Annotated in this window: 13 protein-coding genes and 1 pseudogene; 6 read left to right on the top strand and 8 right to left on the bottom strand. The window is 53.4% G+C overall.

The window, feature by feature from the left end:
- Positions 1 to 8: 8 nt before the first annotated feature.
- The gene (locus ACOTZC_RS04060; protein ID WP_023330341.1) at positions 9 to 485 is read right to left on the bottom strand and encodes a WbuC family cupin fold metalloprotein; all 477 of its coding nucleotides are present in this window, start codon (positions 483 to 485) and stop codon (positions 9 to 11) included.
- Between the two features lie 266 nt (positions 486 to 751).
- On the opposite strand from ACOTZC_RS04060, the gene ACOTZC_RS04055 reads away from it, so the two are divergent.
- Positions 752 to 1,222, top strand: a complete 471-nt coding sequence (locus tag ACOTZC_RS04055; RefSeq protein WP_248162254.1) for a hypothetical protein — start codon at positions 752 to 754, stop codon at positions 1,220 to 1,222.
- A gap of 47 nt (positions 1,223 to 1,269) precedes the next feature.
- On the opposite strand, the gene ACOTZC_RS04050 is transcribed toward ACOTZC_RS04055, so the two are convergent.
- Together ACOTZC_RS04050 and ACOTZC_RS04045 are read right to left on the bottom strand one after the other, a co-directional pair.
- Positions 1,270 to 2,193 (bottom strand): LysR substrate-binding domain-containing protein, encoded by a 924-nt coding sequence (locus ACOTZC_RS04050; RefSeq protein ID WP_248169130.1) that lies wholly within the window; start codon positions 2,191 to 2,193, stop codon positions 1,270 to 1,272.
- A gap of 24 nt (positions 2,194 to 2,217) precedes the next feature.
- Complete coding sequence (locus tag ACOTZC_RS04045) at positions 2,218 to 2,754, bottom strand: MarR family winged helix-turn-helix transcriptional regulator (protein ID WP_045399039.1); 537 nt, start codon at positions 2,752 to 2,754, stop codon at positions 2,218 to 2,220.
- A 133-nt stretch (positions 2,755 to 2,887) separates the two neighbouring features.
- Here ACOTZC_RS04045 and ACOTZC_RS04040 point away from each other — a divergent pair, with 133 nt between their 5' ends.
- The 4 genes from ACOTZC_RS04040 (at position 2,888) to ACOTZC_RS04025 (ending at position 6,740) form a co-directional block, all read left to right on the top strand.
- Positions 2,888 to 4,045: an MFS transporter gene (locus ACOTZC_RS04040; RefSeq protein ID WP_421635600.1), complete on the top strand. Its 1,158-nt coding sequence runs from the start codon at positions 2,888 to 2,890 to the stop codon at positions 4,043 to 4,045.
- A gap of 82 nt (positions 4,046 to 4,127) precedes the next feature.
- Positions 4,128 to 4,565, top strand: coding sequence for a VOC family protein (locus ACOTZC_RS04035; protein WP_248169128.1), 438 nt, complete (start codon positions 4,128 to 4,130; stop codon positions 4,563 to 4,565).
- 262 nt (positions 4,566 to 4,827) lie between these two features.
- A complete protein-coding gene (locus tag ACOTZC_RS04030) occupies positions 4,828 to 5,766 on the top strand; it encodes an omptin family outer membrane protease (RefSeq protein ID WP_047174268.1) in 939 nt (312 codons plus the stop codon).
- 446 nt (positions 5,767 to 6,212) lie between these two features.
- A complete protein-coding gene (locus ACOTZC_RS04025) occupies positions 6,213 to 6,740 on the top strand; it encodes a hypothetical protein (protein ID WP_047174267.1) in 528 nt (175 codons plus the stop codon).
- A gap of 217 nt (positions 6,741 to 6,957) precedes the next feature.
- Here ACOTZC_RS04025 and ACOTZC_RS04020 read toward each other — a convergent pair whose 3' ends face one another.
- Entirely contained in the window at positions 6,958 to 7,440 is a 483-nt protein-coding gene (locus ACOTZC_RS04020) for a glutathione peroxidase (RefSeq protein WP_047174266.1), read from the bottom strand.
- A gap of 135 nt (positions 7,441 to 7,575) precedes the next feature.
- Here ACOTZC_RS04020 and ACOTZC_RS04015 point away from each other — a divergent pair, with 135 nt between their 5' ends.
- Complete coding sequence (locus ACOTZC_RS04015) at positions 7,576 to 8,808, top strand: serine hydrolase domain-containing protein (RefSeq protein ID WP_047174265.1); 1,233 nt, start codon at positions 7,576 to 7,578, stop codon at positions 8,806 to 8,808.
- 22 nt (positions 8,809 to 8,830) lie between these two features.
- Here the strand turns inward: ACOTZC_RS04015 and ACOTZC_RS04010 are convergent.
- The 4 genes and pseudogenes from ACOTZC_RS04010 to paaK form a co-directional block, all read right to left on the bottom strand.
- Positions 8,831 to 9,573 (bottom strand): annotated as a pseudogene (locus tag ACOTZC_RS04010) (SDR family oxidoreductase).
- Positions 9,574 to 9,673: 100 nt separating this feature from the next.
- Positions 9,674 to 10,270 carry a phenylacetic acid degradation protein PaaY gene (gene paaY / locus ACOTZC_RS04005; RefSeq protein ID WP_023335575.1) on the bottom strand — a complete coding sequence of 199 codons (597 nt, stop codon included), beginning with the start codon at positions 10,268 to 10,270 and terminating at the stop codon, positions 9,674 to 9,676.
- 9 nt (positions 10,271 to 10,279) lie between these two features.
- Positions 10,280 to 11,215 carry a phenylacetic acid degradation operon negative regulatory protein PaaX gene (gene paaX, locus ACOTZC_RS04000; RefSeq protein ID WP_045354833.1) on the bottom strand — a complete coding sequence of 312 codons (936 nt, stop codon included), beginning with the start codon at positions 11,213 to 11,215 and terminating at the stop codon, positions 10,280 to 10,282.
- A 133-nt stretch (positions 11,216 to 11,348) separates the two neighbouring features.
- A complete protein-coding gene (gene paaK / locus ACOTZC_RS03995; RefSeq protein WP_421635599.1) occupies positions 11,349 to 12,665 on the bottom strand; it encodes a phenylacetate--CoA ligase PaaK in 1,317 nt (438 codons plus the stop codon).
- Positions 12,666 to 12,682: the final 17 nt, after the last annotated feature.

The raw sequence follows: 12,682 nt of genomic DNA, 5'->3' as shown, positions 1-12,682 counted from the left end.
AGAGAACATTACAGGGTAAAACCTCCGTCACCCACCTGCGCCTGGGCGTACCATTTCATCAGCTCCGCGGTACCGGGCGCGTTCTCAGCCGGTGACCATGGGGCGGTATCGTGCTCCGGAACAGGCTGATAGCCGCCGTGTTTCACCTCAAAAATGACGCCGCCTTTATCCAGCGACAGCACGGCATGCCAGGTACCGGCATCCATCTCCAGCACTTTGCAGTCTTCACCTAACACCACGCGCTGGGTCACGTTACCGCTGTCATCAAAATTCAACACCAGAAAGCGACCGCTCAGAGCCGTCAGCAGTTCAAACGTGTGCGGGTGGCGATGAGGGCGAACATAGGTACCAGGCTCCATCGCGATAGCCAGGCGTTGTACCGGGTCGCTCAGCTCGGGATGTAAATTGCGGTGCGCGCGTAAGCGAGGAGAATTGGCAGCCTGCTCGCTTTGTTGCTGCAGGTCACTGAACGTAATTTGTTTCATATACACCTTTGTGAATGGAGTCAGCGGGCGGCAACCCGATTGCCGCACGACGTTATACCATTCTGGACGGTCGATGAGCGATGGCGTTTGTGAAACAAAACGCTGCAACGTGAGGAGGTGCATGATCGCACTTCAAAGCGCAACATTGAGTAAAACTCACATTGATTCCCACTATTTATCGTTTTTATAAAGTGACGCACCTGAAATACCATCCATTCACCCCTGGGATAGAAAAATAAATAATACTAAGCCTGTATGGAGCACCTATGACACTCGATGTTTTATTCCCTGTAATGAATATTATCTCGCCTCATAAATTTAGCATCCAGGCAAATGTGCATGAGTTGATAACGTTACTTTCAGCAGAAAAGGAAAGCTCAGAAGCGCTATCGCCTTTCATACATAGACTGCATCTTTTGGCTTTCGCCCAAAGCAATCCGGGTAACGCCGAAGAGCTGCTCTCAGCGCACTTGCCAAAAGAAGATGGGATCCTTCCGCTGCTAGACTTTGCGGACTGGCCAAAGGTGCGTTACGCCGCGTCAGGCGAAACTAAGACGCGTGAATCTGAGGAGTATTTCCGTGACATGACGTCGGCTGCCAATCTGTTACGCACGGCGCTGATCGACGCAGAGCGCGCAAGGGGGACGCCTGCGCTTTATATTCTGGATAAATTGCTCAACCTGAACAGCGCATTGCCGGAGCGATATAAACAGATGGCGAATATTCCCTACGCATAAATACGCTCAATCTGCGGAATATCCCTCAATAAATATTCCGCCATTTATTAAACCCGCTTTTCGCTATAATCAAGACAGACGATATCCAACGAAGGCAGCACCGGCGCATTAAGGTTAAGCCACGCCAGCAACCGTTCAATACTCTGTCTTCTGAGCGAGTTTTTCGGCCAGACGAGGTAATAGCCATCGCCGGTTGCGATAGCTTCCCTGAAGGGCAGCGCGAGCAGACCGCTTTTCAGCGCGTCGAGCGTGAGGCGGAGATCGGCCATCGCCACGCCGTGACCGTGCATGGCGGCCAGGCTTCCCTGCTCCAGGGTGTCGAATACTATCCCTCGACTCACGTCGAGTCCGGGGAATGACCCCGTTCTTTTCAGCCAGCGTTTCCAGTCCCGTCTGTCCTGGGAGGGATGAATAAGCTCGCACTGCGCAAGCTGATGCCGGGCAGATTCAAGCAACGACGGGGTACAAACCGGAATGAGCCATTCACTGAAGAGCAGCCTGCTTTCCGTTGACTCGCCGAAATAGCCATTACCGAGCAGGATCGCACAATCGTAGGGCTCACGGCTGAAGTCAACGGTGTCGAAGTCCATCCAGACGCTGGCAATTTCAATTTTTGGCTTCGCGTGGTTCTCGCGAAAGGATTTAAGCACATTCAGAAGCCACCGCATCGTCAGGGTGCTGGGGGCTTTGAGGCGCAGAAGGTGGTTTTCACTTCTGAATGCGCGACAGGCCCACTCAATACTGGAGAAACTTTCGCTGAGCTGCCCGGCCAGAATACGTCCGGCATCACTGACCTCCACGCGCGGCCCCTGGCGTTTAAAGAGCTCACAGTCGAACCACTGTTCAAGCGTCCGGACATGCCTGCTGACCGCGCCCGGCGTGATATTCAGTGCTTCAGCCGCTTTGCTGAAGGAGTTCAGCCGCGCGGCAACTTCAAAAGCGCGCAGCGCATACAGTGGCGGTAAAGACATACGTTCCCTTTCTGTGAGGTTTAGCTATGCAGTGTTTGTATTTTCGGCACTCGGTGACTTGTCGCTCAGGTCCTCAGACGGGAACGTCATCAGCAGCTCCCTGAGGAGGGACTCAAGCTGCGCGCGCTGTGCGTCAGATAAGCTGCTCAGCAGCGCATTTTGCGTTTGCGTATGGACGATCAGCGCCTGTTCGATGCGCTCCTGCCCGTGCGGCGTCAGGCTTACGAGGGTGCTGCGCTTATCATCCGGATCGGCAATTCGCCTGATAAGCCCTTGCTGTTCTAGATGGCTGAGCCGGTTCGTCATCGCCCCCGAGGTTACCAACAGCGATTTATACAGCTGCGTGGGGGAAAGGCAGTACGGCTCACCGGCGCGGCGGAGCGTGGCGAGCACGTCAAACTCGCCCTCGCGAAAACCAAACTGCGCCATGGCCTGCGCCCGTTCTTTTCCCAGATGCTTCATTAGCCGGAGCATTCGGCCAAAAATTTTCATCGACGAGGCGTCCAGCTCCGGCATGGCGCGGCTCCACTGGCCGACAACAAAGTCTACATGGTCTTGCATTTTCACCCCTGATGGCGTGCGAATTTATCCTGTTGTGCGGTACATCTTACGCAAAAACATATTTTATCTTAACGTTAAGATAAATGCTCGTGCCGATTTGCGCGGGCCATTCACAACCGAAAAGGATTCCACGTTGAAACGCACGTCGCCTTTACTCTTCGCCGTTATCGCTTTTATCGTCGGGCTGAACCTGCGCCCCATTCTGGCTTCTGTCGGACCGCTGTTTTCCGTGCTGCAGCGCGAAGCGGGGCTGACCGCTACGCAATTCAGTCTGTTGACCACCCTACCGGTCGCGATGATGGGGCTGGCCGCCTTGTCAGGTCCCTGGCTTTTAGCACGACTCGGCGCCGTTCGGGGAATTATGCTCGGGCTCTTTATACTGCTTGCGGCCTGTTTGCTGCGCGGTTTTAGCGCCTCGCCGGAGAGTCTTATGGGCACCGCGTTACTGGGCGGGGCCAGCATAGGCACGATCCAGGCGTTAATGCCTGCCCTGATAAAAAAGGAATATACGCAAACGGCCAGCACGGTGATGTCGCTCTTCAGCACGGGCATTATGGCCGGAGCGGCAGTCGCCGCCGCCAGCGCAGAGCCGTTGTTTTCATGGCTCACGCTGAAGCCCGCGCTGGCAATGGCCGGGCTGTTAGCGCAGCTTGCGCTGATACTTTGGTTAACCCTGGTTAAGCATCCTCAGGAGGAAAAAACAGCCCACGAAACCGTCACGCTCTCGTCCTCCCGTACAGCACTACTGTTGCTCTTTTTCGGCGTGGGTACGGGCGCCTACACGCTGGTATTGGCCTGGCTGCCCCCGCTTTACATTCAGGCGGGATGGTCCGCACGCAGCAGCGGCTACATGCTGGCCTGGCTAACGTTAACCGAGGTTGTCGCCGGGTTTGCCGTCTCCGCGCTGATCGGTAAATTCCCCGACCGCCGCGTGCCGCTGATCGCCGTATTGCTGTTGTTGCTGGCGGGATTACTGTGTCTGGTATTTGCGCCGGGTACAACACCGGTGTTATCCACGCTGCTGCTTGGCACCGGGATCGGCGCCCTCTTCCCGCTGTCGCTCATCGTCACGTTCGATCATGCGCGAACGCCCGCCCAGGCCGGGAAGTTACTGTCTAAAGTTCAGGGAGGTGGATACATGATTGCCGCGCTTATGCCGCTAATAGCGGGGATCGTTCGCGACAGTTCGTTCTCGCTGACCAGCGCATGGCTGATCATGAGTGCGGGAATCGTGCTGCTGATCGTCATCGCGCTGAATTTTAAACCCGTCGTGGACGTGCAGGCAGGGTGAATGCAACACCAGAATTGAGAGTCGTATTTCCGCCGATCGTAAGATAAATTCAGTGTGAATTTCACCTCATTCAGGAGTGGATATGCCGCAGACGTTACCGGAAATTGATGTCTTGTTCGTCGTCGGGTTCGGGCCCATTTCGCGGGATACGGAGTCCAGCACCGCGTTTTATGTCCAGACACTCGGCCTTCCGCTGAAGCCGATGGAGGGGAACAGCGATTATCTGCTCACTGAAGAGGGTCAGCTGGAAGGCGTGAAGCATTTTGCCGTCTGGCCGCTCGCACAGGCGGCTGCGTCCTGTTTTGGAGAGGAACAGTGGCCAGTTGAGCACCCGATACCGCAGGGATGGGTCGAGTACGAGGTTCAGGATCTGGACTGGGCTACCCGCGTTCTGAGTGAAAAAGGCTATCGGCTGCTGGTGGCTAACCGCACGGAACCGTGGGGGCAAACCGTCACTCGCCTGCTCAGCCCGGAAGGCTTGCTTACCGGGCTGACGATTACGCCGTGGCTGCGGGGGTAAATGGGAATGTGTTTGTGACGCCGGTTGCAGACGTGCATACCATAGCGAAGTTGGTCGTCTTATCCGCAGCTGACTGTTATTTCGCATTAAGCCAGAAATCATTTAAATATTAGAAATCACCTCTTTCAGGCTGCCCAAAGTTAAATATTGTTCCTTACGTCAAATAATAAAAAAATTACCAAAACTAGCAGTTGATTATTGTTGTTATGACTTTTAAGATTTTACCGCAACTCATTGATTAATTTGCTTTAGGGAAATAAAAATGACAAGAAATATCGTTGCGGGAATGATGATGGCCGCGTTTTCAGGGGCAGTATATGCAGGACCAACAATCGTTACACCAGATTTTTCACCGGATAGTTTAGCGGTTTCAGCCTCTGCCGGGATGCTGAGCGGAAAATCTCACGAAATGGTTTATGACGAAGCTACAGGAAGAAAAATTAGCCAACTGGACTGGAAAATAAAAAATGTCGCCATTCTGAAAGGCGATATCACCTGGGATGCTTACTCATTTTTAACATTGAACGCCCGCGGCTGGACGTCCCTGGCATCAGGTTCAGGTCATATGGATGACTATGACTGGATGAATGAAAAACAATCCTCCTGGACAGACCATTCAAGCCATCCGGCCACGAACGTTAACTACGCCAATGAATATGACCTCAACGTAAAAGGGTGGATCCTCCAGGGCGATAACTATAAAGCGGGCGTAACCGCAGGCTATCAGGAAACACGCTTCAGTTGGACGGCGACTGGTGGAACTTACAATTATGATAACGGTGCCTATCAAGGGAACTTCCCGACAGGCGAACGCGGCATTGGTTATAGCCAGCGTTTTTCTATGCCCTACATTGGCCTTGCAGGACAGTACCGTTTCAATGACTTTGAATTTAATGCCCTCTTCAAATTCAGTGACTGGGTGCGTGCACATGATAACGACGAACATTACATGCGCGATCTGACTTTCCGCGAGAAGACAACAGATTCCCGCTATTATGGTGCCTCTGTTGATGCCGGGTATTACGTCACTCCGCACGCCAAAGTTTTTGCAGAATTTACCTATAGCAGTTACGAAGAAGGTAAAGGCGGTACGCAGATTATTGATACCAATACTGGTGACTCCGGCTCTATTGGCGGGGATGCGGCAGGTATTTCTAACCATAACTATACCATTACAGCGGGCCTGCAATACCGCTTCTAATCCAGGCGAACAACAGTCCATTGTTAAAGCAGACCAGGCCCCTGACGGGGCCTTTTTCGTTACGTTAAGCTAATTCCTTGCCTGGGACACTCCCAGGATACCTGCCATCCAATCCAGGTGTTGGTGACAGATTCTTCAAGTACAGTAATTGCATATTTACCACCCCACTGGCATCTTCATTTCCTTTAACTGACGCATTACAAAAAATAACAGTTTTAACTCAAAATAATAGATTGTAATATGGTTCCAAATGCTAACAAACAAAGGAGTGACATGCTCTCTCAAACACTAAGTGACAAAAGATGGATGGGGCTTTCTTAGCGAAATTTCAAGATCGAAAAGATCAAAAAATAATCAGTTACAGGCATGGCGTTAGTTATTGATGAGTCTGGCAAACTAACAACGTCAAACCCCGAAAAATGAATTTAACTTATCAAGGAATAAAAATGAAAATTATCATATCAAGCGTAATAATTGGCGCGTCAGTGTTGTTATCCTCTGCAATGTTATCGGGAAATATAGAATTTAAGAAACAGAACATTTTAAGCAATGACAACGGTCATGTATCATTAGGAAAAGTTTATAGTGAAAATACATTTCTCAATGTTGAATTAAAAACAGAAAGCGATAACTCAACAATCTTCAAACTTACCGATTTATCTGTCGGTTCTTATCAAGACGGCATTAAGAGAGAAATTCAGTCAATTATTGATGACTATAACAAAGATAAATCCGATGATAAAAAAACAACTAGCGACAAACTTTCTTTAAAAGTCCCTGCAACACTTACACTGAAGATTTACAATGTATATCGCGCTGAAAACATTCCGGTGTACAATCTCACAATAGATACCCAGTCCATAAAATTTGGTAAAGAAACCCCAGTGTTAAAGTCCGTACTGGAAGCATCAGAAAAAATATTGAAGGATAATAACCAACGAATCCAGGAAACATTTTTCTTGTCGAAAAAATAGAATTATAATTTATAAGCTCGTTATGCTAGCGTGGAGCAACCACTCTACGTTTCTCTTCATCAGCGGGCCGTCAGCTTTTATAAATAATAACGTCCGCTCCCGGCACAACGCGTTAAAAATAGCGTTTAGTCCGTCAGGAACACAGAGCGGGCGTTATCTTCTCTCCGATGTGAGTGTTTCGTCATGCTCTAAGAGAAAGGTTCGGCTATCAGATACCTTACATTTCCAGTGCCGCAAGAATTGCAGGATCCATTTTCTCTGGCGTAGTCATCGGTGCAAAACGCTTGAGTGGTTTACCGTCGCGGCCGATCAGAAACTTAGTAAAGTTCCACTTAATACGACCTCCCAGCACGCCGGGCAATTCGTTTTTCAGGTAACGAAACAGCGGGTGCGCCGCATTGCCGTTGACCTCAACCTTCTCAAACATCGGGAAGCTTACGCCGTAGTTGATGTAACATGTTTTCGAGATTTCGTCGGCGCCGCCGGGTTCCTGTTTGCCGAACTGGTTGCAGGGGAAGCCCAGCACCACTAATCCTCGATCGGAGTATTTCTTGTATAGCGCTTCCAGACCAGCATATTGCGGCGTGAAGCCACACTGGCTGGCGGTATTGACGACCAAAACCACCTTTCCCGCATAGTCGGCCATTGAGATAACACGGCCATCCAGGCTGGTGGCGGTAAGTTGATAAAAGCGAGTCATACTGAAATCCTCAAAGCAGGCCGAAAGTCGCGGTGACCATCAACAGGGCCGCCGCCGTCTAGAAAGTTTACATTCAGGCAGGCTATTTGTGATACATTCCTGGCGCGCTAATGACCACCACACTCGCTATCAGGTATGCAGAACATAACAATAAAAATTCGCTGGCTTCTGCTTACTCTCCCACTCCTCAGCGGTTGTGGCACGCTCTCACAGATGTCCTCCCCGGAAGGTACTCAGGAACTTCTCACCCATGATTCGCTGGATGGCGACGTTGACAGCGTGGTGCGTCACTATATGGTGCAAAAATCCGTTCCCGGGATGACGGTCGCGGTGATCCATAATCACGGCTCGCCGCAGTTTTACACCTGGGGCGTAACCGATGCGGTCAATCGCTATCCGGTCAGGCCTGACACCCTGTTTGCGCTCGGCTCGCTCAGCAAAGGGATCACGGCGGAAGTGGTGGCGTGCCTGGTGAATGAAGGGCAACTGAACTGGAACGATAACCTGGCAACACTGCTACCGCCGGGCACGCCGCTTAGCGCGGATGCACAAAAAATTACCCTGCTTGAACTGGTAACCCATACCTCCGGCCTGCCGCGTCAGAATATGGATGTTCCGATGCTTGGAAAATTCATCAGCTACTTAAGCACCGGCGATAATTTCTATAGCGAGCTGGACAGCGATAACGTGCTGCGCTACCTCGCCGACTGGCGGGCGCCAAAGAATAAAGTGCCGCAATACTCCAATACCGGCTACGCCCTGATCGGCTATATCCTGAAGCACAAAACCGGCGAAGATATCCAGAGTTTAGCCTCGCGCTATATTTTCCGTCCGCTGCAAATGGCTAACAGCAGCTTTATTCCCCAGCAGCTAAAAGGATACCCGGAGCGTGCGCTCGGCCACGCGGGCGATCAGCCGAAATTTATCCCGCGCGGGCAGCTCACCCCGGACTGGCATTTTTCCAACAACATGGTGGCGGCAGCGAGCTTGTACAGCAACGCCGAAGATCTGGCGACCTATGCCCGCTATCACGTATCGACGACGCATAATCCCTTGCTGGACAGCGTCTTTGCCGAAGTGAGAAATACCGATATTCAACGCCCCGACGGAGTACAGGGTATTGCCTGGACCACCGACTTTATCGGCCTGGAAAAAATCACCTATCAGGTCGGCTATATCGGCGGCTACTCCAGCTTTATCGGCTATGACAAAGAAAAAGGCAATGCGGTGGTGGTGCTGCAAAATACCTTTAACTGGAGTAATTACATTGGCATCGCGCTATTAATGGATATGGCGAAAAAAGACAGCCAGAGCCCTGGCAGCCGCTTTGCGATTAATGGGATCCCAAAACGCGTTTATCAGCAATAGTAGTGAACGCCCGCCGTCAGATTCAGGCCTGATGCGCAAGATCTTCGCGAGTCGGCCCCTGAAAGTAGATAGTACTAATATGGCAACTTCGAGGCTGAGTCAGTACAAAACGAATCGTTTCCCAGATTGACCATCCATTCACCAGACGCTCCCCCATTCTTGATTGATTATCGACATGCGCATCTAAACCGGTCAGTTCAAAATCAGGCGGATATAATCCGGTTACCCGAATGTTTTCTTTAGATAAGTGTTCTGACAGTTTCGTTGTAAAACCGCTGAGCCCGTGTTTGCTGGCAAAAAAGCGGGATGGGCAATCGAATCTGTAAAGTTCGGAATACCGCACGCAGAGATAACCGCAATGATGTCTGCACTGTCTGAGCGTCTTAAACCCGGAAGCATTGCCTGGGTTAGCAGGATTGAACCTGTCAGGCCTGAACTGACGGTATTGAAGATTTCTGTGCTCGAATGTTCGTCTATTGTCCCTGACAACCACTGAGCAGCATTCAGAATTAAAATATCGATTGGCCTGTCTGAATGTAAGATCTGCGAAGAAAACTGAGAAATGGATTCCGGCAGGGCTAAATCACAGAGATACCCTTTCGCCTCACCACCTTCAGCCGCGATGAGGCTGCAGGTTTTTTGAATATCCACCGCCCGACGGGCGCTAAAATCCACTTCAACGCCCTCTCGGGCAAGCCAGACGCACAGCGCCTGACCAAATCCCCCGCCGCCACCCGTGATAACAGCTCTTTTACCCCTCAGCATAACTCTGCGTCCTCTGTCGTGATGAGTCTTTATTGAGGATTAATAGCATGATGAGGCGGGTAACATCTTCCCGTTAGTGCCGTGGCGCGAACTTCCCGTCCTACACCGCCGACTTCGGCCTTAAATTCTCATCAAACGCCAGCCGTTTCCGGTCAGGCTCAGCCTCGCGCAGCGGCTCCACCTGGTGCATAGTGAGCTTGCAGCGCTCCACCAGCACCTGATACTCCCGCGTGCCCTGCTGCTTCCACGCCAGCTCCTGCTCGCTGAGTTCGCGAATCGCTTTGGCCGGGCTGCCGATAATCAAATGGTTGGCGGGCATCTCCGCTTTCGCCTTCACGAACGCCGCCGCGCCGACGATGCTGTTTTCACCGATGACCGCGCCGTCCATCACCACCGCGTTCATGCCCACCAGCGCATTGCGGCGGATCACGCAGCCGTGGAGAATGGCGCTGTGGCCGATATGCCCGTCCTCTTCCACCACCGTGTCCTGCTCCGGGAAGCCGTGCATCACGCAGTTATCCTGAATGTTGGCACCGTCTTTTACCACGATACGGCCAAAATCACCGCGCAGGCTGGCGTTAGGACCGACGTAAACGCCTTTGCCCAGAATCACGTCCCCGATCAGCACCGCCGTCGGGTGAACATAGCTCTCGTCCGGCACGACCGGCGTCAGACCGTCAATTTGATAAACTGGCATCTTCGCTCCTTATGCGCTTGTAAGACCACCAAAGCGTTGATAGTAAAGCGTGCCGGGCACGGGCAGTTCGCCCACGGAGGTTTCGCCCTTCTCGCTGACAAACGCCAGCGCCCCCGGCGCGACACGCTGATAGATATTAATGCAGAGCTGTCGGGCGCTTTGTCCCGCCCAGTGCGCGGGCAGCAACTCTTCCGGCAGCAGCGGGTCTTTCAGCACCACGCGACGATAAAAGTGAATCAGCAGCAGCTGGATCTGGAAACAGCGTTCCGGCGTCAGCTCCTCGGGCGCGGCCTCTTTCAGCAGCGGCAGCAGCGGCCGGAACGAGTTGATAAACGACTCGTACATCGCGTTTTGCTCGGTTAACTGCCAGCACTCTTCCACCCGCGAACGCAGCGCGGCGCGGGAGAGCGCCAGCGGCGAGTGGGCTTCAAAGAAGATCACGTTTTCCGCCACGCCGGCATCGTGAAGCAGGGACTGCACGTCCGCCAGATGCTGCGACGGCGAGGCCATCAGGCTCGGCGCCAGCGTGCCAAACCCCTGCCAGATCAGCTGTTTTTTGACGTCGGCAAGGGTGGCTTTATCGAGACCTTCGGAGAGCAGCAACAGCCATTTGCCGTCCCAGGCGGGCAGTTCCGCGCGGTAAATCTTATTCTCCGCGCGACGCGTCAGGCGAAGCCCCTTGTCGCTCAGGCGGTAAAAGCTGCGCCGCCCGATGCGGGAAACGTCCAGCCAGCCCTCTTTGTTGAGGCGAAACAGCGCGGTGCGCACGAAGCGCTCGCCAAACCCCATGCCTTCCAGCAGGGCGGCCAGGCTACCGAGCCAAATCTCACCGCCGCGATGGGAAAGCGCGTCACCGTATAACGAGGAGATGAGAGAGGTCCCGCTGACGGGTACGGAGCTGACCGCGTGCTGGATAAAGGCGTCGAGTTTATTCATGTGATTCATTCTGTTGTAATTTTTGTCCTGGATGAATCATAGCACAGGATTCTGGGATAGCCCCTCACCCTAACCCTCTCCCAAAGGGAGAGGGAATTTTTTACACCCTCTCCCTTTGGGAGAGGGCTGGGGTGAGGGAAACTCAACCGTTAGCTGCGACTTTACGCAAATCAAACACCCGGCAGGCTTTGCCCTCCGAGCGCGGGATGCTGCCGCAGTTAACAATCATTACGTCGGTGGAAATTCCCACCATTGACTTAATGCGGTGGCGAAGCTGGTGGCACACCTGACAACGCTGCTCGTGCGTCAGCGTCAGACTGCTCTCTTTTAGCTCCACCTTCACGGAAAGTGAATCAAGATGCCCGCGACGGTTCACCTCCAGCTGGTAGTGCGGCGAAAGATGTTCGAACTTCACGATCTCCTCTTCCAGCTGCGACGGGAAGACGTTGACGCCGCGGATGATCAGCATATCGTCGCTGCGGCCGCTGATCCGGTCCATGCGGCGCATGCTGCGCGCGGTTGCCGGAAGCAGGCGCGTCAGGTCGCGGGTGCGGTAGCGGATCACCGGCAGCGCCTCTTTGGTCAGCGTGGTGAACAGCAGTTCGCCCTGCTGACCGTCATCCAGCGGCGTGCCGTCGTTCGGGTTAACGATCTCCGGGTAGAAGTGATCTTCCCAGATGGTCGGGCCGTCGACGGTTTCGATACACTCCATCGCCACGCCCGGCCCCATCACTTCGGAGAGGCCATAGATATCCAGCGCGGTAATGCCTAAGCGTTTTTCGATTTCGCGACGCATGGCCTGCGTCCACGGCTCGGCGCCGAAGACGCCCACGCGCAGGGAACAGCCGCTGGCATCGCCGCCCATCTGGCGCTCCAGCTCTTCAATCAGGTTGAGGCAGTAGGATGGCGTCACCATGATCATATCCGGCTGGAAATCACGGATCAGCTGCGCCTGTTTCTCCGTCTGGCCGCCGGACATCGGGATCACCGTCGCGCCTAAACGCTCGGCGCCGTAGTGCGCGCCCAGCCCGCCGGTAAACAGGCCGTAGCCATACGCCACGTGAATTTTGTCCTTCGCACTGCCGCCCGCGGCGCGCAGGGAGCGGGCCACCAGATTGGCCCAGTTGTCGATGTCGCCCTGCGTATAGCCGACAACGGTCGGTTTGCCGGTGGTGCCGGATGACGCGTGAATGCGCACCACCTGCTCCATCGGCACGGCAAAGGTATCGAACGGATAGTTATCCCGCAGGTCCTGCTTGGTGGTGCACGGGAATTTGCGGATATCCGCCAGCTCTTTGAAATCGTCAGGGTGAACGCCCGCGGCGTCAAACTTGCGTTTGTACATCGGCACGTTGCTGTAGGCGTGATGCAGCGTCCATTTCAGACGCTCGGTCTGCAGCGCCTGTAACTCGTCAAGGGAGGCCGTTTCAATCGGATCAAGCTTTATTGTATTTGTCATTGTAGGGTACTCACATT

The sequence above is a fragment of the Enterobacter cloacae complex sp. SHL009 genome (genome assembly GCF_049237205.1).
Lineage (GTDB): Bacteria > Pseudomonadota > Gammaproteobacteria > Enterobacterales > Enterobacteriaceae > Enterobacter > Enterobacter cloacae_M.
Note: the sequence above shows the minus strand (reverse complement) of the source record. Positions and strands in the feature narration are given on the sequence as shown.